Origin of the sequence: Streptomyces sp. NBC_00354 (assembly GCF_036106915.1) — a bacterium.
Classification (GTDB): domain Bacteria; phylum Actinomycetota; class Actinomycetes; order Streptomycetales; family Streptomycetaceae; genus Streptomyces.
The window spans coordinates 21,695-44,784 of record NZ_CP107983.1 but is presented as its reverse complement, the minus strand read 5'-3'; the positions used below and the strand labels follow the sequence as shown (position 1 = coordinate 44,784).

The 23,090-nt window shown below is 68.3% G+C and carries 20 protein-coding genes and 3 pseudogenes; 13 read left to right on the top strand and 10 right to left on the bottom strand.

The window, feature by feature from the left end:
* Positions 1-317: 317 nt before the first annotated feature.
* Positions 318-482 (bottom strand): hypothetical protein, encoded by a 165-nt coding sequence (locus OHT74_RS00230; protein ID WP_328618840.1) that lies wholly within the window; start codon positions 480-482, stop codon positions 318-320.
* Here OHT74_RS00230 and OHT74_RS00225 point away from each other — a divergent pair.
* Positions 481-1,206 (top strand): hypothetical protein, encoded by a 726-nt coding sequence (locus OHT74_RS00225; RefSeq protein ID WP_328618839.1) that lies wholly within the window; start codon positions 481-483, stop codon positions 1,204-1,206. The genes OHT74_RS00230 and OHT74_RS00225 overlap by 2 nt on opposite strands.
* Before the next feature lie 51 nt (positions 1,207-1,257).
* Here OHT74_RS00225 and OHT74_RS00220 read toward each other — a convergent pair whose 3' ends face one another.
* On the bottom strand, positions 1,258-1,431 hold the full coding sequence (locus OHT74_RS00220) for a DUF6233 domain-containing protein (protein WP_328623227.1): 174 nt from the start codon (positions 1,429-1,431) through the stop codon (positions 1,258-1,260).
* A 1,723-nt stretch (positions 1,432-3,154) separates the two neighbouring features.
* On the opposite strand from OHT74_RS00220, the gene OHT74_RS00215 reads away from it, so the two are divergent.
* The gene (locus OHT74_RS00215) at positions 3,155-3,967 is read left to right on the top strand and encodes a hypothetical protein (RefSeq protein WP_328618838.1); all 813 of its coding nucleotides are present in this window, start codon (positions 3,155-3,157) and stop codon (positions 3,965-3,967) included.
* A gap of 303 nt (positions 3,968-4,270) precedes the next feature.
* The gene (locus tag OHT74_RS00210; RefSeq protein ID WP_328618837.1) at positions 4,271-4,417 is read left to right on the top strand and encodes a hypothetical protein; all 147 of its coding nucleotides are present in this window, start codon (positions 4,271-4,273) and stop codon (positions 4,415-4,417) included.
* Between the two features lie 80 nt (positions 4,418-4,497).
* On the opposite strand, the gene OHT74_RS00205 is transcribed toward OHT74_RS00210, so the two are convergent.
* Both OHT74_RS00205 and OHT74_RS00200 read right to left on the bottom strand, forming a co-directional pair.
* Positions 4,498-5,010 carry a hypothetical protein gene (locus tag OHT74_RS00205; RefSeq protein WP_328623226.1) on the bottom strand — a complete coding sequence of 171 codons (513 nt, stop codon included), beginning with the start codon at positions 5,008-5,010 and terminating at the stop codon, positions 4,498-4,500.
* A 253-nt stretch (positions 5,011-5,263) separates the two neighbouring features.
* Positions 5,264-6,039, bottom strand: a pseudogene (locus tag OHT74_RS00200) (helix-turn-helix domain-containing protein); the annotation flags it as partial.
* A 106-nt stretch (positions 6,040-6,145) separates the two neighbouring features.
* On the opposite strand from OHT74_RS00200, the gene OHT74_RS00195 reads away from it, so the two are divergent.
* A complete protein-coding gene (locus OHT74_RS00195) occupies positions 6,146-6,793 on the top strand; it encodes a hypothetical protein (protein WP_328618835.1) in 648 nt (215 codons plus the stop codon).
* 15 nt (positions 6,794-6,808) lie between these two features.
* On the opposite strand, the pseudogene OHT74_RS00190 reads toward OHT74_RS00195, so the two are convergent.
* Positions 6,809-7,740, bottom strand: a pseudogene (locus OHT74_RS00190) (IS5 family transposase).
* Between the two features lie 53 nt (positions 7,741-7,793).
* Entirely contained in the window at positions 7,794-8,408 is a 615-nt protein-coding gene (locus OHT74_RS00185) for a hypothetical protein (RefSeq protein ID WP_328618834.1), read from the bottom strand.
* Between the two features lie 28 nt (positions 8,409-8,436).
* Between OHT74_RS00185 and OHT74_RS00180 the strand changes: the two genes are divergently transcribed.
* Complete coding sequence (locus OHT74_RS00180) at positions 8,437-8,619, top strand: hypothetical protein (RefSeq protein WP_328618833.1); 183 nt, start codon at positions 8,437-8,439, stop codon at positions 8,617-8,619.
* 501 nt (positions 8,620-9,120) lie between these two features.
* Here OHT74_RS00180 and OHT74_RS00175 read toward each other — a convergent pair.
* The gene (locus OHT74_RS00175; protein WP_328618832.1) at positions 9,121-9,624 is read right to left on the bottom strand and encodes a DUF6233 domain-containing protein; all 504 of its coding nucleotides are present in this window, start codon (positions 9,622-9,624) and stop codon (positions 9,121-9,123) included.
* A 449-nt stretch (positions 9,625-10,073) separates the two neighbouring features.
* Between OHT74_RS00175 and OHT74_RS00170 the strand changes: the two genes are divergently transcribed.
* From OHT74_RS00170 to OHT74_RS00155, 5 genes are all read left to right on the top strand, one after another.
* Positions 10,074-11,000, top strand: coding sequence for a MerR family transcriptional regulator (locus tag OHT74_RS00170; protein WP_328618831.1), 927 nt, complete (start codon positions 10,074-10,076; stop codon positions 10,998-11,000).
* Positions 10,997-11,329, top strand: coding sequence for a hypothetical protein (locus tag OHT74_RS00165; RefSeq protein WP_328618830.1), 333 nt, complete (start codon positions 10,997-10,999; stop codon positions 11,327-11,329). The genes OHT74_RS00170 and OHT74_RS00165 overlap by 4 nt, the downstream gene beginning before the upstream one ends.
* 954 nt (positions 11,330-12,283) lie before the next feature.
* Entirely contained in the window at positions 12,284-12,811 is a 528-nt protein-coding gene (locus OHT74_RS00160; protein ID WP_328618829.1) for a hypothetical protein, read from the top strand.
* A gap of 571 nt (positions 12,812-13,382) precedes the next feature.
* The gene (locus tag OHT74_RS42010) at positions 13,383-14,027 is read left to right on the top strand and encodes an RICIN domain-containing protein (RefSeq protein ID WP_443047679.1); all 645 of its coding nucleotides are present in this window, start codon (positions 13,383-13,385) and stop codon (positions 14,025-14,027) included.
* A 377-nt stretch (positions 14,028-14,404) separates the two neighbouring features.
* Positions 14,405-14,833: a DUF6086 family protein gene (locus OHT74_RS00155; RefSeq protein WP_328618828.1), complete on the top strand. Its 429-nt coding sequence runs from the start codon at positions 14,405-14,407 to the stop codon at positions 14,831-14,833.
* A 48-nt stretch (positions 14,834-14,881) separates the two neighbouring features.
* Here OHT74_RS00155 and OHT74_RS00150 read toward each other — a convergent pair whose 3' ends face one another.
* Together OHT74_RS00150 and OHT74_RS00145 are read right to left on the bottom strand one after the other, a co-directional pair.
* The gene (locus tag OHT74_RS00150) at positions 14,882-16,483 is read right to left on the bottom strand and encodes an ISL3 family transposase (protein WP_328618827.1); all 1,602 of its coding nucleotides are present in this window, start codon (positions 16,481-16,483) and stop codon (positions 14,882-14,884) included.
* Between the two features lie 453 nt (positions 16,484-16,936).
* A complete protein-coding gene (locus OHT74_RS00145; protein ID WP_328618826.1) occupies positions 16,937-17,182 on the bottom strand; it encodes a hypothetical protein in 246 nt (81 codons plus the stop codon).
* Positions 17,183-17,900: 718 nt separating this feature from the next.
* Here OHT74_RS00145 and OHT74_RS00140 point away from each other — a divergent pair.
* Both OHT74_RS00140 and OHT74_RS00135 read left to right on the top strand, forming a co-directional pair.
* A complete protein-coding gene (locus OHT74_RS00140; RefSeq protein ID WP_328618825.1) occupies positions 17,901-18,215 on the top strand; it encodes a DUF6207 family protein in 315 nt (104 codons plus the stop codon).
* A 53-nt stretch (positions 18,216-18,268) separates the two neighbouring features.
* A complete protein-coding gene (locus OHT74_RS00135; RefSeq protein ID WP_328618824.1) occupies positions 18,269-19,318 on the top strand; it encodes a hypothetical protein in 1,050 nt (349 codons plus the stop codon).
* 879 nt (positions 19,319-20,197) lie between these two features.
* On the opposite strand, the pseudogene OHT74_RS00130 reads toward OHT74_RS00135, so the two are convergent.
* Positions 20,198-20,506 (bottom strand): annotated as a pseudogene (locus tag OHT74_RS00130) (leucine zipper domain-containing protein); the annotation flags it as partial.
* A gap of 1,440 nt (positions 20,507-21,946) precedes the next feature.
* Between OHT74_RS00130 and OHT74_RS00125 the strand changes: the two are divergent.
* Positions 21,947-22,804 (top strand): IS630 family transposase, encoded by an 858-nt coding sequence (locus tag OHT74_RS00125; protein WP_443047233.1) that lies wholly within the window; start codon positions 21,947-21,949, stop codon positions 22,802-22,804.
* Positions 22,805-23,090: the final 286 nt, after the last annotated feature.

The following is a 23,090-nucleotide window of genomic DNA, read 5'->3' as shown; positions in this document are numbered from 1 at the left end:
ACCGACAATCGGCGGGCTGGTCACGGCCACGCAATGATGATTCTTCCGGGCTCTTTGATCGTGATCGCGGCGACCCTGCCGGACATCATGGCCTGGGTGCGCGACCTCTCTCTGATGTCCGGGACTCGACCGCATGTGACGCCGACCCCCACTGACACGCTCCATGTCGCCGCCCACTGACACGCACATGTCGTCCGACAACCTGCGGAAACCTGACAGGTCGGCAGTTGGTCGTTCGGTCCGCTGGTGCAGCGGGGTCCTGGCCTCGCAGAGGCTGGGCCAGGACCCTGAAGCGGGTTTTGCCCCTACGGCTGTGCTCACTGCTCGCCGGTGTCCGGGCTCCAGACGGCTGGTGCGCCGCCGCGCCATTCGATCAGCAGCTCGTCGTCCAGGTGGACGTCTCCTCCGCCACCCTGCCGCCGCCCGCTCACTCCGGCATGTCGTGGTGTGCACTGGTGGGGGTGCCCGTAGCGTGCGGTCATGCCTGATGTTCTGTCCGCCCGGAAACGGTCGACGCTCTTCGACCGGTTGCGGAACGGTCAGGACGTTCCGACCGCCGAGCGGGCCGCGGGCCTCGAGGTGCGGGAGGTGTTCACGGCCGCCCGCACCGACACGGCTCTCGCACTGCTCCTGGCCGGCACCGACCCCGACGAAGTCGGTGCCTCCGGCATCACGGAACGCGCCGAGTATCTGCGGCTCCTGGCTCTGGGCTGCACGCCCAGCCTCGCCTCGCAGATCCTCTTTGACGGTGCTGGAAAAGCGAGTCACTGGCGCCGAGACGATCCGGCGTTCGCGAGGGCTTGCGACGCGGCCAAGGAACTTGGCGCCGGGCAGCCCGCGCCCGCTCGGGCGCCCCGTTTCACCCCCGAGCGCCGGCGTGCCTTCCTCGACCACCTGGAAACCGGGCTGTCCGTCACTGCTGCCGCGGCCCAGGTAGGGATCACCACCGCCGTGATCTATCAGCGCCGTAAACGCGATCCTGCGTTCGCCGCCGCTATGGACGCCGCCCACCGCGCGCACCCGCGCACCCCGGACACCATGCCCGGCGCCGATGACTGGGAAGCGTTCTTCGGTAACCTCCGCCCCGGGGTCGCGCTGCGCCAAGCAGCGCTTGCTGCAGGCATCCGGCCCGAGGCCGTCTACCACCGCCGCCGCGCCGACCGTGCCTTCGCCCACCGCACCGACCAGCAGCGAACCGCCCCATAGCCCCCTGGGGGACAGGCAGCGGGGCGTGGCGGTCGCCGTGTCCTGCGGGAGTCATTCCAAGCCGAGTGCGGCATCGGGCCGGCAGTGCGGGCAGGCGGGTACCCCCTCGGCCAACGCCCTGCGCGCCTCGTCGTTGCTGATGGCCGTACAGCGCTTTCGGCTGTCCCAGCAGCCGCCAGCATGGACGCGGACCGGCAGCCGGCCCACCCCGATACCGCGTTCGATCAGCCACGCGGGCGGCTCGGGCGCAGGCCGGCGCCGCGCGGCGAGCGCCTCGCGCTCCTCTGCGATGGTCAGCGCGCGTTCGGCGCGGACGAGCTCGCCGCGCAGGTAGGTAACAACGGTGCGCAGGCGCGGCAGGTCAGGAGGGAGCTCGGAGCTCGGACACGTTCAGCCCCCGTACTGCGTCTTCCGGGCGGCCTTGCAGGCCGCGCACAAGGGCGAGGCGCCGACTCCGTAGCGGCAGGTCTGGGTGCCACTTCTCTGCACCGACAGCGAGATCGGCGCCGTCATCGCGCCGGCCGAAGACCTTCACGTTTCGACAAGTCCTCACCCGGGTGCTCGGCTACGGACGTGCGGACGCCGTACCCTCGCGTGCAGGCATCTGACTGGCCTCCCCTCGAGGCTCGGCGGCGCCCTGCCCAACGAGCCAGAGATGCTGCAGTTGACACCGCAGCATCTCGCGGCTGGCCAGCCGCAGCCACACGCTTGACCTCTACTGCCCGCTTCGTATGGCCAGCACCCACCAGACGACTGGTCCCGCTGCCAGAACGATCAGCAGTAGACAGCACGGTAGTGGGGACGGCGCCTTGAGGGGTGGCTGGGCTGCTATCTGCGGGGCCACTCGGCGCACGTCGTCGGCGTGATACCACCTCTTACCGGCGGACCCGGTAGTGGTCATCCAGCTGTCCGTACGGACCCGCACTCCATGGGCCAGCGCATTTACATACACCGAGCGAGCACCGACGCCCGGCCACAAAGTGCTCACCTGGCGCTCCGTCAGCCAGTCGCCCTCCAACTCGTCAGCCATATCTTGCCCTTCTCCCAGCAGCCAGTGACACGGCATCATGAACTGTCCCATAGCCAGGCGTAGTTCGCCCCTCCCATCGCTTCTCGGGGTTCCGACGCGCCGATCCGCTTCCCGGGGTCTGACTGCCGCCCGACCCCGAATCACGGCGACGGGGCGTGAGCACCGTTAGTGCAGTCAACAAGCCATTTTGCGCAGGGTCCGGTCTGGCTGGGGGCCCACGTGACAGGCTGCGGTCTGGCGGTGGGGGAGGTCATGGCGGTGCTCCTCGGCGTGCGTACAGCGTTATTCCATCATGTGTTCGATTTCTGGCACGAGTGTGTGCAGGTCACCGGCCGCTCAGCTGTGACTTAGCGCTCTACTTGGCCCTTTAGCGTGGTAATTGGCCTCGATGCGCGTTCTAGTTGGCCCGCGGAGTGACGGAGCCCGCCTCTACCTGCACGTCTTCGGGGAGAATACCCGTGCTGGCCGTCCACAAGGCATGCGGCAAGCTACGGACGCATGACCCTCTCATCGCGCTTCACCCTTCCGGGCCAGGTCCGAGCTGTGGCCACGTCCGATCCCTCCGGGCCGTTGACCGTGACCGGCTACGGTGCGAATCCCCTGGTGACCGTGATCACGAGGGTCGACCTCTCAGGCAAGGTAGCGTGGCAGCGGACCTATCCCGGGACCGGCAGACCGCAATCCCGTCTGTCCACGGAGGGCACGCTGTGGGTCGCCTACCCGGATGGCGATGGCCGGCTGCTGGACGGTGTTCTGCCAGACGGATCCACCGGCCCCACCGCCCGCCCGGAGTGCGGCCCCGATGAGGAGATCGGGGCGTTCGTCCTCCTCAACGACGGGTTCGTCATCTCTTGGGTCAGTGCCTCCCGCCTGGTCCGTGGAGACCGAAGCCGGCCCACGTCTGTACCGGAGCCTCGCGTGGCCCGATACACGCGAGACGGCGAGTGCCTCTGGTCCGCGCCGATCGTGCTCGGTGCGGTGTCGTTCCCAGGGGTGGTGGAGATGGGAGTCCGGACCGGATGGGAGATCCAACGGCGTAGGCCTTGGGTCCCGGAGGAGATCGGCGTAGACCACTGGGAGCCACTGCTCGTATCGGCCGACCGGATCGCAGCCACCTTCACCGACGCACGGGGCGGCATCGGACGGACGTTCTTCCTCGACCTGGACAGCGGCGAGACCGTCTCGGCCACCTCTCCCGCTCCTACGGGCCGAAAGGCGATAGCGGGCCCCGGCCAGTTCCTGATCGGATCTCAGGGCTATGGCGCGTTCACGACCGGCCGTTTCGGCCGGGACGGCGCCGAAACCGCGCGCTGGGCCAGCCACGGGGCCATGCTCGTCGACAGGAACGGCAGCGCCAGCGGCCCCGAGCTCGAAAACCACCTGCCGTCGAGATCACGCTTCCGGCGGCTCGCACCGGACAACGGCCTCGTGGACGGACCGGCGCTGACGGGCTTCTACACGTCCTACCCCGCGATGGACTGCGAGGGAACCGCAGTGTTCTGGCGCGACGGCAAGCTACTCGCCGTGGACACGGACCTCGCCGGACACGAGCTGTTCGCCATGGACGACAGCCGAGCAGTCATCGGTCGCGCGCTCCTGCTGAGCGCCGGCAACGTCGCCATCTCCCTGGACAACGAGGTACTGGTCTTCCGTACACCGCTGGGTCCCCTGGCCGAGGGTCCCTGGACGTGCGGGGAAGGGAACCTCCAGGGCAATCCTCTGCTGAGCTGAAACCGCCGGCGCTGCGCCGGCGGAGTCTGGCCAGGTGCGCACGCGCGAAAAGGAGATGCCAGCTCTGGCCTGCGCATGCAGGATCTCTGCATGTCGACCGACGTCAGTGGAATGATCGAATGCCGGCCGGGGGCCCGCCTATGGGGCCCGGTGATGAGGACTCCGTATGGGAGGTGGGCATCGATCTCTTCCTCCTCAACAGGGGCAACGCCTACGACGGCCTGGCCTGTCTCTTCGGAATCCGAAACTCCTACGGTTTCCGTCCCCTGGCGGAAGATCGTGGCTTCCCGGACGATGCCTCGGATGGGGCTGCGAGCTGAGTTCGCCGGCTACGGCGGACCCCACGATGTGCACGGGACCACCTGGCTGACCTGGGCCGAACTGGACACCACGGACTGGCCCCAGTCGGTGTCGATCCCTGCGGCAGAGGCGACGGGTTCGTGTGCCTGAGGCGTTGGTTTCCTGCCAAATCCAGTAGGGATCTTTGTTGGGGCTCTTCCCAACTTCTCTGGGTGCACATGGTCGGGGGGTCATGCCTGGCCCCGTGCCCGGTGCCGCTTCGTGTACGACCAGGTCACGGCCGTCATCAATGCCGGGATGGCGCACAGCGGGGCGAAGACGAAGCCCCAGACGGTCTGTGCCGTACCACTTGACATGTACGTCTGGCTCTCGACGGTGAAGGCGACCACGAGTTGCCACAGTGCCACCAGGACCAAGACGGCCGAGGCGGTCCAGGCCAGCGCGGCGAGAGTTCGGGGGCGCAGCGGCCGCCACCGGTCGCTGACAAGTAGCAGCGGGAACAGGGCGGCCAGCTCGGCGATGACGGAGAGGCCGACGACGTACGCGATACCCCACCCCGGGATGTCGAAGACGTCGCGCAGGACCTGGTCGCTGTAGCCGACGTAGACACCGGATGCCATGGCGATGCGCCACAGACCGGACGGGACGGCGCAGAGGGCGATGGCGTGGGCGGCGCGGCGGGCCCAGACAGGTGCGGTGTCAGAGGTAGGGAGTGGAGCGGTCGCTGTCGTCATGACATACATGCTGGCCGTGGACATGGCAGCCACGCATCGTCCGCTACGGCGGACCGTCTCCACTGTGCGGGGGAGGGCGCACCCCGCTGAGGTACAACCTGAGCGGGGTGCGCCCTCCGCCGAAACCGGCGATCAGCCAGACCATAGAGCCTCACTCGCTGTCACGGGCCCGAGCGAGGAGGAACCACTGATTGTCATTACTGACTTCGGCTTTTCAAGGTGAGGCTGGTGCGTCGAGGGTGAGGCCGGTGCCGGCTATGAAGCCGTCGAGTGTGTGGGGCCGATCGAGCAGAGCGATGAAGTCCCGCTCGCCCATGCTGCGACGTGTTCCTTTGCCGGCGGGGTGGGTCCGCAGGCGGTGACACAGGCGAGTCCGGGAGCCGGGCCGCATCGCGATCAGGCCGGCCACCGACAGCCGTCCCGAGCGGCGCCCGCTGACCGTCACGACCGGCGTGATCTCGCGCCGGCCCCAGGCCCGTTTCCGGGGCGGCCGTCGGGTGAAGCCGGCTTCGTCCTCGAAGCAGACGTAGCCCCCGCAGGCCGCCCTCGCCCTTTTACCTCCGCCCAGGTCGCCTCCCGCCACGTACTCACGGCCTGCTCGTCGCGTTCGGCCACTCGCCGCGCAGGCACCTGCGGGGAAAACCCGAGACGGTGCATCAACCGGGTGGCACTCGAGACGCTGTAGGAAATGTGGAACTTCCTGACGATCAGCGTGACCACCCTCGATGCGGTCCACACCTGGTCCTCCACCCAGCCGTGCGAGGCCGGCCGCTGCTCCAGATACACGGCCAGCTTCTCCAGACACCGCGGGGACAGGCGGCACCGTGACCCGCTCGGACCGCGGGAAGCCAGAGCCTGAACACCGCCGTCCCGCCACAACTGGTGCCGCTGATAAGCCGACTTCAAGCTCACCCGCAGCCGCCGCGTGACTTCCGACGGCTTGACCTTCTGCTCGAACAGTTCAGCCGCCTGCATCCGTACCGCCTCGCGCCGCTGACGTCCTGCCGGAGTCAGCCCGCCCCCATCCGCATATCTCACACACCACGGATACAGTCACCCACCCACACCCATCAGGAACATCGCAACGATTCACCCCAACGAGCTCAAGTCAGTAACTACACGGCATTGGTACTAGCCTGTCCCGATGGGACTCGACATCACGGTGCTCATGGTCGACTGGGAGCACCTGGCGCGGATACCGGCGGACGACAGGGTGAACGTACTGGGCGATGCCGCCTGCCCCGACTTCTCCTCCGAGGCGTGCGAAGATGCCGACTACGCCGTGACGGGCGGCTGGGTGTGGCAGCGGCAGGTGTCCTGGTGCGCAGAGTACCGGTTCCACGGAACCACCGGTTCCTACGGCTGGCACCCCCGATTGGGCAATGCCTGGGAGGACGTCCGGACCTCGGTGGCGCTCGAACTGCGGGACGCCCTGGACCACTTCCTGCGCGGCCTGTTCTGGGACGACCCGGACGACCTCACGGGGACGGACCCCACGGCCGCCGCGGAGGAGGAACGGCCCGCCGCGCGCGGCTTCCCCGACGACCCCGCTCCGTGGCGCCCCCGGGTGCTCCTGCTCAGCGCCCCCGACGAGGTGTCGGAGCTGGTCCGCTCCTGGCAGGTGGCCGCGCCCCGGCTGGAGGAACTGCGCGGGCCCTTCGAAGCCGAGGCCGCCGGCTGGGCGGGCCGGCCCGCCGGCTTCGACGCCGCCGCAGCGCTGTTGCGCGAATGGGGCGACGTGGCCACGGAGGCCGGCGCCCGCCGATGGGGCCTGGTCGGTCTCCCTTTCTAGGACTTGTCCGGTCGATCATGTTCGGAGCCAGATGGTGAGGGCTGCGGCGGTTGCGGTGCCGAGGTAGACGTAGCGGCGTTTGTCGTATCGGGTGGCTACTGCCCGGTGCTGTTTGAGGCGGTTGATGGCCCGTTCGATGGTGTTGCGTTTCTTGTAGCGCTCTTCGTCGAAGCCGGGTGGCCGTCCGCCGCGTGAGCCTTTGCGCAGGCGGGCGGCCTGGCTGTCGGTCTTCTCCGGGATCGTGTGCCGGATGCCCCGGCGCCGCAGATACTCGCGGCAGGGGCCATTGCTGTAGGCCTTGTCGGCCGCAACGCTGTCCGGCTTCTTGCGGGGCCTGCCCGGGCCGGACTTCGGGACGCGGATCTTCTCGAGCACCGGTTTGAACTGGGTGCAGTCCGCCCGCTGACCTGGTGTGACGATCAGGGACAGCGGGCGGCAACGGCCGTCCGCGCTCAGGTGGAGCTTGGTGGTGAACCCGCCGCGCGAGCGGCCCAGGCCCTCACCTCCCGCACCACCTCCACCAGGCGGGCGACGAGGCTCTGCCACGCGGTTTCGCCCTGGTGTTCTGGAACTTCGGCCCCCTTTGAGGCGGGTAATGGCGGCGGGTCGGTGCGGGCGCCGGCCGCGTGCTGATGAGCCCGCACGATGGTGGAGTCGACCGAGATGTCCCAGTCGATCTCACCCGCCGCGTCCGCGGCGGCTTGGACCTGCTGGAGCAGACGCTCCCATGTCCCGTCACCCGACCACAGTCGGTGGCGTTCGTAGACGGTCTTCCACGGCCCGAACCGTTCGGGCAGGTCACGCCACTGCACGCCGGTCCGCACCCGGTGCAGAATCCCGTCGATCACCTGCCGGTGGTCCCGCCACCTGCCACAACGCCTGTTGCTGACCGGGAGGAACGGCCGCAGCCGTTCCCACTCGGCATCAGTCAGATCACCCCGTCCCATGTCCACATCAACGACCCGGACACGGACTAGTCACATGATCGGCCGGACAAGTCCTAGGCGAGGTCGCCACCATCCGCGAACACCACAAAGGTCTGCTGAGCCAGCCACGCCGGTGTCCTGGGGGTCGTTTGGCGCTTCTGAGCACTACCGCCCGGCGCGCGACGGCTTGGAGGAGGCTCCTCACCAATCTTCAGGTCGGCCAGTTGACCTGCCCGGCTCTTGACCTGAAGTGCATCCGGAGCCTCGTCTTCATAGAACCTGAGGGATCCGATCCCGACTGCGCTATCCCCGAGTTGGTGCGTTTCGTGAGCCCTTGCGGCCAGCCAGCAGAGCAGCTCGCCGACCTTCTCGAACTCGTCGGGGTGGATCTCCTGGCGGGACGTCAGCGACCAGCCCTTCCACGGCAGGTCCGCGCGACGGGTCAGTGCCGAGCAGAGCACACCACCCACCCGCCAGGCTGTGCCGTCCCCGGCCAGCAGCGGATAGGGGTCGTCCTCAATCTCCGGGACCCCAGAGTCGTCCACCACTACGACCGGGAACTCGGTGACGATGGACAGGCGCTCAGGTTGGGGCCCGGTCCCCAAATGCCAGCTCAGCTCGGCGAGCTCCTGCTCGGATATCTCGTCCCTCAAATCGACGGCAATCATCAGCTCATAGATGTCACTCACCCAGACTCTGTCCTGCCAGGTGCTGACCATGAGGCAGGGCGGTGCCGAGAGCACCCTGCCGATGTGCGCATGGGCGGATGCGAACACCGGCGCCTCGGTCGGCGTGGTCACCCCGGAGATCGTGGGGCAGAAGCCCGGGTCCGTTGACCTGGCCAAGGTCGCCGAGACCACCCTGAAGGTGCGAGCCGAGTCCCGGCAGCCGATCGGCTGACCGCCGCCGCTTCCCCTCGCACCGGGCCGGGTATGTGCGGCCCCAGTCGGCCAGCGGCTCCGCTGTGCTCGGACGCCCCAGACGGCGACAGGCAAGCTGTACAAAACAGCCGCGCTCGAGTGGCACCCCGACACCAGCGACGGCGACCACAAGACCTTCCAACTCCTCCACGCGGAAGATCTTGTGTGTGGAGTCGACGTCTGATCAGGAGCACGAGGTGCGTGAGCGTCTGCGGGCACCTGGTCTCGCGCCGGGTACCCGACTGCGTCTGGACTGCATACGGCTGATGGGACGGGGCCTGACCGTGCCCAGAATCCCGGCACACGGGGGCCCGGGTCGTGTCGCAGACGGACCCGGCCGCGGCGGGGCCTGGGACAGGTAGCCGCACACCAGATCCAGCGCCGCTGCCCAGCCAGCGATCCGCCGCGCGCCTTCCCATCTCGATGAGGGGCTGGCGGCCAGGATTCTCCCGGCACTCCTTCTCTGAGGCCGTCGGGCCGTTCACGCGTCGGTGCTGGACGTGTCCCTCTGACCGTGGGCGAGGATCGGCAACAGGGTCTCGGCGGCGTCGCATCCGGTGCACGCCGCCGTCCCGGGCAGTGCGAGGACGTCAAGCGCCGCCGTCGTCCTCACCGCCACCGCGCGGTCGGTAGCCAGCCGGCACCCTGCTGCGTGCACAGTGGCGGCCCGCCCGCGGGCGGGGCTGTCCAGTACCCACGCCCAGGGCACGGCGGGCGCCGCCGCGGTGACGGGATGCCGGTGGGTGGGCACGGCAGTGAGGTCGACGCCGGGGATGGGGCGCAGCTGCGCGGAGGTCACCCACGTCGCGAACTCGATCGGCTCGGCGCCGCCGCCTGCGGCGCTCTGCCAGAGCGGGACCCCGACCCTGTACATGAACAGGCCGGATTCGAGCTGCTGGCGTTCGTAGAGCCGTACCCGCTCGATCTCCTGCCCGTCGGGCAGGAGCAGCGTGATCGGAACGGGCGGTGAGGCGGAGTCGGTCACGGTCAGGTACGCGCGAGCTGCTCCTGCCGGGCCTGCTTGCACGACAGACACAGCGGGTTCGCGGGGGCACCGTAACGCGCACACGGCTGGTGGCTTCTCTGCACTAATCAAGGCGAGTCGGTCGGGGGGCAGGGCGGCTGCCACCTGATGGGCTGTCCTATAACCGTGGTGGATCAGTGCACGGCGTCGGCTGCGGTGCATCGCAAGGCGGAAGGGCGCACCCATACCTGCCGTATTCGGGTGTTCCGTGCGCAGCGGGGTGCCGTAGCCGGCGTCGTGCGCCCGCCAGGAAGGTGCTTTCACTGGATCACCTGGTGGTCCAGGAGAAGATGGCGCGGAATGAAGTGCGGCGAGGTGCCAGCAGCCGTGGTGATCCAAGGGGGCGGCCTAAACCCTGTTGTGTCCGGCCCGGTTGAGTCTCCCGTAGGGGGAGACGTAAGGCTGGGGGCATGCACAGCGACGCGCAATATTCGATCGGGGAGTTGTCCCGCCGGACCGGACTGACGGTGAAGACGATCCGGTTCTACTCCGACCGGGGCATCGTCCCGCCGACCGGCCGGAGCCCGGCGGGCTACCGGCTCTACGGTCCGGACGCGCTTACCCGCCTCGAGCGGCCCCGCAACATGCGGGAACTGGGGCTCGACCTGGCGACGGTGCGCAGGGTACTGGACCGGGAGGCGTCCTTGTCGGAGGTCATGCAAGCGCACGCCGACGCCTTGGACGTGCAGATCCGTACCCTGCGCCTGCGCCGCGCCCTTCTTCGAGCGGTCGCCGGACGCGGCCGCCCTACTCCTCTGGAGATGGACCTCGTGCACCGACTTGCCACGCTCTCCCGGACCGAACGCCACCGACTTGTGGCCGACTTCATCGACGAAGCATTCACGGGCCTCCACACCAATGCCGAGTTCGTGAGCCTGATGCGATCCGTTCTGCCTGAACTACCCGACGACCCCACGCCCGAGCAGGTCGATGCCTGGGTGGAACTTGCCGGACTCTGCCAGACCGCGGACTTCCGGGGGGCGATCCGGCGGACAGCCGAGGACCAGGCGGAAGAGCTCTCCCGGAGGGACGGCATCGCGCTGCAAGAGTCCCTCAACCTGGCGATGCGCGAACGGATCAACGAGGCTGTGTCTGCCGGGCTGTTTCCGGCCTCCACCGCAGACACATCCCCGGCCGACCCACTGGGAGAGCTCTACGCCCAAGCGTTCGAGCGTGCCGGGGAGAGCGATCTGGGCCGCTGGATCCTCGCCCGCCTGCGAACGAGCACCGACCCGCTCGTGGAGCGCTACTGGCAGCTACTGGCGACGGTCAACGGATGGCCCCCGTCATCCACCCTCGCGCCGGTTCACTCCTGGTTCACAGGGGCAGCGGCATGAGGACGCGCGACCTCACGTTCGGCTTGTACGCGGATACGGAGGGGCTGGCCTGGGTCAAAACGCTTGTCGAGGACGCCGTGGGCTCCCGCGGCGCCCGGATCGTCGGTGTGAGCGCGACGTCGTCCGCCGACGCGTACGACTTCCTGGCACAGCAGTGGGCCGTGGAACATGCCGCCCGCAGCAGTGGCGCTCGACAGCCGATCGAGTTGCGTGTCCGCTTGGTGTGTTCCCTTCGGAGGCGCAGAACCATCCGCAACGCGGTGATCGCGGCCCTGTGCCCGGAGGGCACGGCCTCCCACCGCTGCCGCGTCCCGTGGATGGCCCTCTGAAAGGGGAACGCAGGAGGCGCGATGCCAGACGTCACGGGCGCGCGTCATCCGCAAGACACGGGAACATGGAGCAGTTCGCTCCGGAATCGGAGTCACCGGTGCAGTTAACGTGCCAGCGCGCGCAGGGCCCGGTCTGGGACGGGGACCAGGTGGCGACCTGCGATCTGGCGGCGGTGGGGGACGTCATGGTGCGCTCCTGGGTGCGGTGGACTCCCCATTCCATCATGTGTTCGATTTACTGGCCTAGCGACCCGCCCGGCGCCCCTGCCGTCCTTTTGTGACTGAGCGCGATAGGTGGCCCCTGAGCATTCCGGTTGGCCCGTGTGCGCGATGGTTGGCCCGACCGTATTTCGCCCTGCGAACGGTGTCCGGCTTCTCGGCGGTTCGTGGTCGGGATGTGTCCCTGGATGTCCAGCAGTCGGCCGGCGGAGGCGGTCGGGCAAGGCATGATCGAGTCCCTTGGGATTCGATGGTGGGGGTGTGGTGTGAGGGATTGGCGGACCGATCCGACGTTCGCGATGTGCCGGGCGTTGGTGGACGGAGCGGATCTGGCTTCGTTCGCGGGAGGCGCGTTCGATGTGCGGGCGGTGGTGGCCGGTATCCAGTCCGGGGCCCAACGCGGGTTGCTCCTCGATGCCGTCCCGTGGGGGAACTTCCCCTACGGGGACGATGCCCAGGAGGCCGTTCACCTGCTGCACACAGGCCAGAGCCCGCTGGCCAAGCGACGGACGCGTTGGGGGGCCTGTGTGCCAACGACAGTCGGGCCGCCGCCGCCTTGGCCGTACCGTTCCTGATCCCCATCGCCACCGATGCCCACCACCCACACCGTGCCGTCGCCCTCGATGTACTCTCCGGCCCGCCCGCGCTCGGTACCACGGCGTCGCCTCCCGCGATGAACTCCTTCTCCACCGCACCGATCCTCGGCGCCACGCCCCCGACGACTACGGCGTCGAGGTGACCGGCTACCCGGCAGGCTGGTCGGTGGCCGCCGCCCGAGCCGCGATCACCGCCGAAGCACCCGTGCTCCTGCCCCTTCTCAACGACTCCGACCCCACCATCCGCATCGACGCCGCCTACGTTCTGGCCACCGCCGCCGACCCCGATCACACGGTCCGAACCGCCCTCTCCACCAGGTTCGCCACGGAGCATGACGCCTTGGTCCGCGCCGCCCTGCTCCTCGCCGCCGCCGAGACCACCCGGGCCCACGCACATCCGCCAACCGTCTCGTGGTTCCGCGAGCGGTGGCAAGACCGAAGGGAGGCCCCCGAAGTCCGCCTGGCCGCGGCGATCGGCTGGTTCTGCCTCACTGATGAACCCGCCCCCGAGGACCTTCACCAGACCGTCGACGCCTTCGCCACAGACGAACGCGCGCACGCCATGGACGCCCTGCCGTGGATGAACGCCGCCGCCGGATCCGGTGAACCGGGACTTCTGCGCTGTATTCGATGCATGCTCCACCCCGAAGAGCCCACATTTCCGTGAAGAATCTTGCTGACCCTCCGCCAGCAGTAGGTACGTACCACGTGAGCTGCGCGGATTCGATGTGACGAGAGGCTGGTGGAGCCCGAGTCAAGATCGTTCACGGAATGTATGCCAGAACCCGTTCTCGTGAACACCGCCTATTCGCGCTCATGGCTGCGTAGGTGAAAAAACGAAGAGCACCTGTCGGCTGATTCGGAGAGCACTGGTCGCCCGTTCGTGCGTGGAATGTTGATTAGAACTGGCAGCACCGGCTGGTGTCGAAACCGCAGCGACGGAGATAGACGGCTCTCGTACCGTCATGGGGCACGAAGGCCAGCCATTCCCCACGCCCACACCGTGATCATCACGGCGCGAGGTGGGGTCACGCACCCACCCCCGTCTCCGCCTTCCCGTCTGTCAGAGATAGGAGCCCGGGGCTGTCGGGTTGCGGGCCCATGCTGGGGCCATACCGTGGAAGTGCACCCCGTTCTCTCGTTCCTGAGGGCAGCAGTCCCTCCCCGTCCATGGCGGGTCGGTTCACAAAGAGTCTTCCTACGCGCCCTGGCAGTACATCGAACGCCCGGTGGTTGCGATGCGCCGACAAACTCTTCTTCTTTCCCTTCTGATCCTTTTACTGGTAAGTCTGGGACTCGCGCCCGTCAGCACCTCCGCGGGCCCCTGCGACATCTTCCCAGATGGGAAGTGTCCGACCTTCGGGGATCCTCAGCGACCACCGGACTTCGGTAGCGGATGGTGGAACATCAAGAGTGGGTTCACCCAAGATCTGGTCCTCGCCGCCCCCTGGGAGTTGGGACTCCGAGAGTTGAACCGACCTGTCCGCCACAGGATCACCCTGCAGCCCAACCGCAACGAGGTAGGCCAGCAGTTCCGCTTCCGGCCTATCAACGGCAGTTTCCAGATCGAAGTGCGGAACACGGGACTATGTCTGGAAGGCAGCAGAAAACCGGACGGAATGGCGATCATTCGCCAAAATCATTGCGACACGCCATCCGACGCCCAGAATTGGCGAATCGAACCTGGTCCGAAAGGCTTCTTCAGGATCAGGGCAGCACAGAGCTGGGCTGGCACGGCAGCGGGAGGGCGATGTCTCGACGCAGCCTCTGCGAGCCGGACCGCGCCCCCAATAGGAGCCTACCTGCAGGAGTTCTCCTGCCATGACGGCGAAAACCAGGCTTGGGTGTTCGTGGACGCGTCCCCCCCGCCCTACGTTGGGTGAGAGAGGGAACGGCTGGGTGAGAGAGCTAGTCGGGATTCGGCAGCACCAGAGCCCCTCGTCGTGTAGAGCACAACCAAGCTCCCGAGGGAAGTGCCCAGGTGTTCTCGAACTCACCTACAAAGCCAATGCTCACGAGAACGGGTTCTGGCACACATTCCGTGAACGATCTTGGCTCGGGCTCCACCAGCCTCTCGTCACATCGAATCCGCGCAGCTCACATGGTACGTACCTCCTGCTGGCGGAGGGTCAGCAAGATTCTTTACGGAATGTGTGCCAGAACCAGAACGGGTTCTGGCTCACTTTCCGTGGAGGGCTGACTGACCGTAATGTCATGTGCTCGCGACGCTGGCCGGTATGACCAGCAGGGAGGGGCTGCATTGAGCCAGTACTACGACATGGGTGACCAGACCCTTTGGAACCCGTCCAACGGGGCCTCCCGGCTGTTCATGAGCCAGGTGAGCGTCCACCAAGTCGAACTGGGTCTGCCGTCCGGCATCGGCCCCATGCAGGCTGACGAGTGCCAGATCGACCCTCTCGTGTTCAAGGAGTTTGTCGACGCCCTGCTCGCGTGGCACCGGAGGACGAGTCACGCAGTCATGGTTGCCCTGTCCGAGGGATTCGTCGCCACGGTGCTGGTCTTGGCGGAGAGGGCAGGCATCGAGGTGAACTGGCTGCCAGCAGGCGTCGCCGAGGACGGCGGCCTCAAGGATGTTCAGGTGCCGGCGGCCCCGGTTTCCCCTGAGGGGGCTTGGGCAGCCGCCCTTAAGTGCAAGTCACGCGAGCTGGGCCGCTTCATGGCGGCCTGAGCCTGGTCTGCCTCGCGAAGTGCTCGGAAGCCATCAGAAGGCGATGTCCTATGAGTAGAGCAGGACACGCTTGCGGAGGAGATCAAAACCGGCTCGGCCGAACATCTGGCGTTTGAGCATCTTGATCCGGTTGACGTGTCCTTCGACGACGCCGGAGTTCCAGGACAGGGTGAGGCTGGCCGTGACGGCATCACGATCGCGGTCGATGCCGGCGGCCAGGGTATGGATGGGTGGCAGATCGTCCTGCCGGACGGCGTCGAGCCATTGCTGTAGACGTTCGCCCTCGCGCTCGGTGAGCATCCGTGCGAAGGACCGGACGTGCCCGGTGAGGGCGTCCAGTTCCGGGCAGTGGACCAGGACCGCCTTGAGCCGGAGTTGTTCGCTCTCTGTGAGGGTGTCGGGGTGCCGGAGAATCCACCCGGAGACCGTCCGCGGGGTGGGCGGCCGGGCGGAGACCGGTCCGGGCGAGAGGCGTTTTTCCCGGAGGTAGGCGCGAACTCGCTGGTAGCTGCCCTTGTAGCCGAACGGCACGATCTCCTCCCACAATGCCCAGGCGTTGCTGCAGCCCTGGTTCCAGCGGTCGTCCAGGTAGGGCTTGTACTCGTCGAGGACGGTGGGGCGGTTCTGCCACTGCCCCTGGAAGAGGTCTTCGGGAGCGACGGCGTCGGCCAAGCGTTTGACGGTGCGGTGGGTCATGTGGAGCTGGCGGCCGATCGAGCGTCGGCTGTGGCCGGCCGCCAGCAGCGTGTGGACGATGGCGTGCCTGTCCCGAATGCGGTCGGCGAACCGGTGCCCTGTTGGCCATGGCGATCCGGTCATCTGCGCGGGCGGCGGAGCCGCGACCGCGGAATCGGCTGGCTCACGAGCCAGGACCCCAAGGCAGCCGCGGTGCTGGGCGACGCATCGCTCGGCGGCCTCGCTCAGGTTGTGCCACAAGTGCCACCTGTCTGCGACTTGGATCGCCTGGGGCGCCCCGATGGTGGCTCCTTCCGCAAAGAACGGAGCGCGGTCGCGGCAGATGACCTCAATGCCCGGGCGTTCAGCCAGCCACGCGGCCAGGCTGGATGCTTCCCGGTCGGGCAGCATGTCCACGGGCCGCCGGGTCTCGACGTCGACCAGCACGGTCCCGTAGAAGCGCCCTTTGCGCGTCGCGTACTCGTCGACCCCGACTACCCGCGGCGCTGCTACATCTGGATCGGGCAGGGCCTTGACCAGTCGCAGAACGGTGCTGCGGCTGACAGCCACCCCGAAGACACCGGCCATGCGGGCGCCTGCCCGGCCGGCCAGCGCGAGACCGACCGCAGCCAGCGTCGCCCGCAGGCGCTCGGTCCACCGGCCGTACCGCCGGGTCAGCCCGGCTATCTGTTCGACGAAAGTCTGCCGTTCGCATAACGCGTTCCCGCAGATGAACCGGCGGACCCACAGGCACAGCCGAACCCGCTTCCCCGCACTGGGCACGTCAGCGGGATACCGCATATAGGAGCTGTGAACCCGCTCCGACCAGCTCATGCACCCAACGCAGTCGGCCCCGACCAGCGTGCACCGGGCCTCTATCAATACCGCCTCGTCGTTCACGTCGATCGACAGCACCGCGATATCCGCGATCGACGGGAACAGCAGCTCCTCCAGCTGGAGCACCGTCTCTTCCACGGACCCGAACTGTCAGCCCATCCACGATCGCCACCGATGGTTTTCAGGCAACTGTCGGACGGTAGGAGCGACCTCCAACCGTCACTCACGGTGCACGCTTCACGGAAAGTGAGCCAGAACCCGAGAACGGGAGGCAGCAAGCCACAGGGGGTCGTGAGACGCCTAGCGCGCAGGCGGCACGGATGACTTCCTTGGTGGCGGCCCTCGGGCGGCCGCCGATCCGGCCGCGCTCGCGGGCGGCGGCCAGGCCGGCCGCCGGGGGTGACGGCATCCAGGTTCTCGTGCAACGAGGTGAAGCCGATTCTGCTCGCGCGGTTCGCCATCCTCGCGGGCCAGCTGTTCGACGCCACACACCCGGGCCGGCCGCTGGTGGAGCGGGCAGCCCGGGTGGACCGGCCCGGCGTCAGCCGGGCGCGTCGTGCGACCCGGTGGTGCGGGGGCCGTGAGCCCGTCTCAGTTGCCGATGCCGGAGCTGCCGATGCCTGAATTGCCGATGCCGTGGCTGCCGATGCCCGTGTTGCCGATGCCCGCGTTGCCCAGACCCCAGTTGGCGATGCCGGCGTTGCCGATGCCGTCGTTGAAAGCGCCTGCGTTGCCGATGCCTGCGTTGCCGATGCCTGCGTTGCCCACGCCGTCGGCGCTGGCCGCGCCGGCGCCGCAGATAGCCAGCACTGCCGCGGCGCCCAGCGCGGCCGTCACACGGAGAAGAGTTGTGTGCATCGTCGCGTACCTCCTATTTTGGGACTATTTGCCCCCTATCTCTAGCATGCGGCCGTACCGGATACGGGGATAAATGTCCGAAGCTGCCGTGTCGCCCAGATGCCTCGTCCGACGGGGTGCGGGTCACAGGTCGGCGGCCCAGAAGACCCGCCCACCGCCGAGGCAGCCGTTGTCCCGGAGCAGCGCTGTACCGATGCTCCCCGAAGGCCGGACCCAGCCTCGGGGGACGCCCGGGCCGTCGGTACGACTTTCCAGCGGTGGGCGGTGCCTCCCGTCGTCATGAACAACGGCTCGGCGCCGACGGCCAGGGTGACTCCCGAACTGCTGTCGAAACGCTGCTCTTCGACGTGTACAAAGCCAGGGCATTTCGTCCGGGGCGCAGGTTGCTCGGCGCAGGCCGATCGTGGGCGCGCATCAGGCCTTCCGGAGGCAACCCGCTTTGCCAGGAGCGCCGCGCCCGTCTCCTCGAGTCACGACACGAGCCTCCCCACCCCGGAGCCTGACGCGGCGCGGATTCCGGTCCTCGGCAAAGTCACCGCAGTCCTCCGCGCGATCTGATCCTGACAGTCCGGCCGTACGAGGCCCGCGGGCAGGCGTCGGTTGCCGCCGCCTCGCCCGGACCGCCCGGGATCGCGGCCCAGACCGACGCCGAGGCCGGGGCCTCGTCACCCTGCCCCGGTGGAAGTCACCCCTGCGGGTGGTCGCGCTTGCCAAGGCGAACCAGTCCGCGGAGGGCAACGTCGCCAACGGCATGAACTCCGCCGATGAGGTGCACGTCAGCGAGCCCGGCCTCGCAGTCCTGGACGTTGCCGGGCACGACGAGGACACCGTCCGCGCCGTCATGACCGCCCTGGACAAACTGTGGGCCACCTCGGGCATCAGCCCCGTCATCCACTACCCCGGCCAGCCCGGCGCACGGGTCCGCATCCACGCAGACATCCTGCGCCCCGGCACAGGTAGCCGGCCCCTGCCAGCCGGCCGAACCCACGAAGACGGCGGTTTCGGGGACTGACCCTCCGGTCGGCGGACAACTGCCTGTCGGTGGGACCTGATAGCAATGCCGTCATGATCAGCAGTGACGAAATAGGCGCCCTTGCCCAGAACCTGACGAGCCGGTTCGTCGGCCTGCTCTGGAGCGAGGAGGACATGCGCAAGCTCATCGGCTGGCTCGGCTGGGAGTGGGCCAGCGGGCCAGGCGGGCCGCGCGGGGCGGTGACCGGGCTGCCAGGCGGCGACGCCGTGCTCGTCCCGGTCGGGCCCGCCGAACGGGAGTGGGCCCGGCTGCAGGAGTACCTCGAGCTCGTGGTCCCGCTGACCAGGCCCGCACCGGAACCGCGCGCGCAGGCACAGGAATTCCGGCGGGCGGCGGACGCGGTGCGCCAGGTGCTTGGGGACGCGACGTACGCCGGCAGTCACGGGAGCACCGCTCCCTACGGGCGGCGCGGGCCGCGGCCCTTGTGGGGCAGTCCGTTCCTGCGCTGGCGCCAGGACCGGGTGACCCTGGAACTGCGGGCCGGGGCGGACGGCCCCGAGCTCGTGCTGCAGCCCAGCGAGGCCTGGGAGACGTGGTACTCGCTGGCCGGACGGGGATTTGCCGGCGTTCTGGAGGACTGCGGACACTCCTTGCAGCATCCGCGGTGGGAACTGGCCGGGGACTGGGACACTCTGAGAGTTTCGATCGGCGCGTTCCTGCGGACCCTGCCCGCGGTGACGTTGGCGCTAGGGATGTCCCACAACCTGTCCCTGTACGGGCGGGTCGGCGACGCCTCGCCCATCATGTTCGACATCGTCTGCGACGGACGCCTCTACCTCGGGTACTGCGAGTATCAGGTTCAGGAGGCGGCGCGCGGCGAGAACGCGGCCAAGCTCGGCTGGACCCGCCGGGAGTCGCTGCCGCCCGGGCACATCCGCCCCGGAGACGACGGCAAGCCGCCGTGGCGTATCGATGCGGGCGGTCCCGGAGAAGTGCAGGCCTCGGAGATGGCTGCACTGATCGTGCGCACGGCCCAGGCCGCTGGCGTCACCAAGGCCACCGATCTGATCATCGGGGGGGAGGGCGAGTACCGGCGGCCGTACGAGCTCCGCTTCGCGGAACTCGCGCTGGCGACCGGCTGAGCCGACGGACTCGAGTCGGCCGAGCGTCTGGGCTCAACGAGCTTGAGTTCGGCCGACTCCAAGGACAGGAAGAACACCGCCACCTCTTCGCGTGCCCCAATACCCCGGCGCGCCTCAGGCAGGGAGCGCGTCGGTCAGCTCGCGGCGGGTGCGTTTCGGATGGACTCTCATCCCGTCCTGCCAGGTCGCCATGCAGTAGCACTCCCGTCCAAATCTTGAGCCCACCCTAGGACGAGCCCGTCGAGGCCCAGGCTGGTCCACTCACTGTCGGTCCAGCTGCCCTGATCGTGCGCACCCGCTCAGACCGCCAGCGTCACCAAGGCCACCGGTCTGATCAACGGTGGGGAGGGCGAGCGCCGGCGGCCGTACGAGCTCCGCTTCGCGGAACTCGCGATGGCCGTCAGCTGAGCCGACGAGCTCCCGCCCTGCGGCCGGGGCCACCCCTCGTGGCCCCGGCTTTTCGCACACGGCAGAGGTGGTGTTCGCTGCAGCACCTGTACGTTCCGCAGGACGTCCGGCCTGATGGGAAAGCCTTGTAGGCAGGTAGATTTGGGCCGCCTTCCAAGGCGAACTGCAAACCTCGGTGTGAAATCCGTGCGGCATTTCCTCCTTCGCTGCGCCTTCGGCGAGCCGCGCCGGCAGGGTGGCCGGAGCCCATTGCGCTCGTGGGCGTGGGTGCGGACCGGCTCGTGTGCTTTGCGCGCAGCGTCAAGGAACCATGCGCGCCTTGCAAACTGTTGGAGGTCGCCTGACCAAGGTCATCCGGGACATGGCCGGCCCGCTGGAGGCCTGTCCGGCGTCCTCTGCGGCCGGTGAGCCAGGGCTGCCTGGTCCTCACCGTGCCAGGACCGGCTGCGCACCCTCGACGTGAGCGAGAAAGACCGCGTCCTGGCCCAGCCTGAGGTAGTGGGCGATACGGGCGGGTCCCCAGCGCCGCAGGAGGCGGACCTTGATGATCCGCCGTTCGGTGCGCGTCGGCGTCCGGCGGGGGCTGTGGTGGGGGCGTGAGGAATGGTCGGCCATGCCGGCCTGGCCCGCAGCCCGGTAGCGGGCAGCCCACCGCTGGGCGGTGGTGGGTGAGACCTGGAACCGTTCGGCGGCCCGACGCAGGGGCCAGCCGTCATCGACCACGCAGCGGGCCAGCCGCAGCCGTCCGGTCTCGGTCAGGGGTGCATTACGGTGAGACATGAGGGCCTTTTGTCGTTCGGTGGAGATGTCGCAATCCACACCGAACGACAAAAGGCCCTCACCCATTCAAGACGCCTCAGCCGAGACCTGCATCACCCATCCACAACCTCCCGGGGCAATACAGCTAGGTCCCCTTCGCGCATGGCGGGACGGCTACAGAGGCGGGCAGGTAGAGAGCCAAGGCTTCTTCTCGCATACCGGGGGATCAGGGTAACGCGGCGGTGTCGGCGGTGTCCCGATGCGGACCTGGCGAATCTCTCGCTTGTCACCGCCCGCTCCGCCGGTGCCTGCGGGGCGGCGGTTCCATGGGGCTGGACCGCAGTCACCGGCGCAGCCTTCCTCGCCGTTACCGCCCTTTCCGCCGTCGGTGACGGCGGACGCGGGGGCGGGCTGTCTCACGGCCGTCGTGGCGGCGGTTGCCGGAAGGATGACGCCCCCGGAGAGGAACGCGGTCGAGGCGAAGACCATCGCGAGACGCAGGCCCCGCCGTGTGGGCTGTGCGTCGTTGTGGGCGTGAACGCCATGGGTCATGGGATTTCTCCTTCTGTCGAGGGGTTTCCCGACGTGCCCCGGGGAATCGGGGGGCCGGCTGGCGGCTCGGTTCCGGCCGGGACCGCCGTGCCGGGAAAGCTGGCGGTTCGGTGAGCGGGAAAATCCTCGGCGAGGATTTCCGCCACCCCTGCGGCCCCGTGTCCATGTCTGGTGGGGCCCACATCTTCAGTAAGCCCGACCGGCACAACGCCGTCACGCTCCGACAACTCGGGACTTGACGGATCCGGAGACGCCCGGTATATCCCTGCGGAACTGTTCGCCGGACAGCCTCGGACCGTTCGGGATAGCCCGAGGACCAAGGCCCACTCTCGCGTGTGTCCGGCCAGCTCAGCGGTCGGCGGGTGGTTTCACGCCCACTCCATAGCGTGGTGCGCTGCTCTTGGGTGAGTTTGTGGCGGCGGGTTTTGGTGTTGGTGAAGTAAGCCCCGGGCACGCCAATCGCGTCATGACCCTGACTTTCGTGGCTTGACCTGGCGGCATCGGGCACACTCTGTGCGCCGCTCCCGGGTGTCGGCGCGCCGGGTGTGCCCAGATGCCGCCAGGAAACGGCGGGAGGTCCGCCTGCCCGACCTGTTCGAGTGGGAGCAGGACCGCCCCGGACGGGTGGCTGGTGCGCCTGCCTGAGGCCGGGGACGGGGCGCGTTCGCGGCGGCGGGCCTGGGGATGGCCTTCGTGAGGGTGGTCCCTCACGGCAATCGTGATCATGGCCGGGCAGCGGAGCGATTCCCTGCGATTCGAGCCGGTTCTGGAAACAATCCGGGTGCCCAGGCTCGGCCCGGGACGGCCGGGCAAGCTTCCGGGCCGAGTCCGCGCGACAAGGCGTACGACTTCCGTACGAATCGCTCCTATTGATCAGAAACGGTTTGGGTTCTGGGTCGTTGGAGGGGCGTGAGCGATCTGGTGGGGGACGCGCGGCATCTGTCGCCGTCGGTGCAGGAGGCCCTGCGGCTGCGGGCGGTGGCCGCGTTGGTGGCGGGGCGGGACCGTGAGGACGTGGCGGCGGTCTTCGGGGTGTCGCTGAAGGCGGTCGACACGTGGTGGGCAAAGTGGCAGGCCGGCGGGCGGGAAGCGCTGGTCATGCGGCCTCGCGGCAAACCGGTCTGGGTGCATCAGCTGCTCGGGGAAGCGGAGCAGACCGCTGTGCGGCAGGCAGTCCTCGATCACCGGCCCTGCGACGTGGGGTTGAGCGGGCAGTTGTGGACGCGGCGGCTGGTGGGCGAGCTGATCGCGAGGCTGTACCGGCTGCGGCTGACCGAACCGGGGTTGGGCAAGTACCTGCGGCGGTGGGGGCTGTCCTTCCAGCGTTCGGACAAGCGGGCCGTGGAGCAGGACCCGGAGGCCGTGCGCCGCTGGCACGAGGAGACCTGGTCGGCGATCTGGGCGAAGGCGAAGAAGGACGGCGGCGAGGTCCTGTTCGCCGACCAGGTCGGCATCCGCTCCGACCAGGTCACCGGCCGCACCTGGGGAGAGAAGGGGAAGACTCCCGTCGTGCGGCGGACTGGCAACCGGTTCTCGGTGAACGCGATGTCGGCGATCAGTACCAAGGGCCGGATGTACTTCATGGTCTTCGCCGAGAGCTTCACCGCCGAGGTGATGTGCCGCTTCCTGGACCGGCTCGCCGGCCACTTCGACCGCAAGGTCCATCTCGTGGTCGACGGGCACTCCGCCCACCGCTCCAAGAAGGTCCGCGACTGGCTCGCTGCCCACCCCGACGACGTCGACGTACTCGCCCGAGCTGAACACTGACGAGCTGGTCAACGCCGACCTCAAGCACAGCCTGCCCAAGCAGCACCAGGGCCGTAACCAGGCCGAACTCGCCGCCGAGACCCGTCGCTTCTTCCGCAGACGCCAGCGTCAGCCGCACATCGTCCGCGGCTACTTCGGCGGCCCGCATGTCCGCTACATCCTGGACGAGGACCCCATGAGTTTCTGATCAATATCTGCGACACATTCTGTCCCGGGTTAACGCTTTCATCCCACATCGCTTGCGCTTCTGCGCATCTCCAAGATGCGTAGCCACAGTGGGCGACCT

What these genes read in the sequence shown, in the direction of transcription:
- OHT74_RS00205 (WP_328623226.1), bottom strand. Translation starts at nt 5,010, where the DNA reads ATGTATGTCATGACGACAGCGACCGCTCCACTCCCTACCTCTGACACC.
- OHT74_RS00135 (WP_328618824.1), top strand. Translation starts at nt 18,269, where the DNA reads ATGATCAGCAGTGACGAAATAGGCGCCCTTGCCCAGAACCTGACGAGC.
- OHT74_RS42010 (WP_443047679.1), top strand. Translation starts at nt 13,383, where the DNA reads ATGCGCCGACAAACTCTTCTTCTTTCCCTTCTGATCCTTTTACTGGTA.
- OHT74_RS00170 (WP_328618831.1), top strand. Translation starts at nt 10,074, where the DNA reads ATGCACAGCGACGCGCAATATTCGATCGGGGAGTTGTCCCGCCGGACC.
- OHT74_RS00180 (WP_328618833.1), top strand. Translation starts at nt 8,437, where the DNA reads ATGAGGCAGGGCGGTGCCGAGAGCACCCTGCCGATGTGCGCATGGGCG.
- OHT74_RS00230 (WP_328618840.1), bottom strand. Translation starts at nt 482, where the DNA reads ATGACCGCACGCTACGGGCACCCCCACCAGTGCACACCACGACATGCC.
- OHT74_RS00165 (WP_328618830.1), top strand. Translation starts at nt 10,997, where the DNA reads ATGAGGACGCGCGACCTCACGTTCGGCTTGTACGCGGATACGGAGGGG.
- OHT74_RS00225 (WP_328618839.1), top strand. Translation starts at nt 481, where the DNA reads ATGCCTGATGTTCTGTCCGCCCGGAAACGGTCGACGCTCTTCGACCGG.
- OHT74_RS00195 (WP_328618835.1), top strand. Translation starts at nt 6,146, where the DNA reads ATGGGACTCGACATCACGGTGCTCATGGTCGACTGGGAGCACCTGGCG.
- OHT74_RS00210 (WP_328618837.1), top strand. Translation starts at nt 4,271, where the DNA reads ATGGGGCTGCGAGCTGAGTTCGCCGGCTACGGCGGACCCCACGATGTG.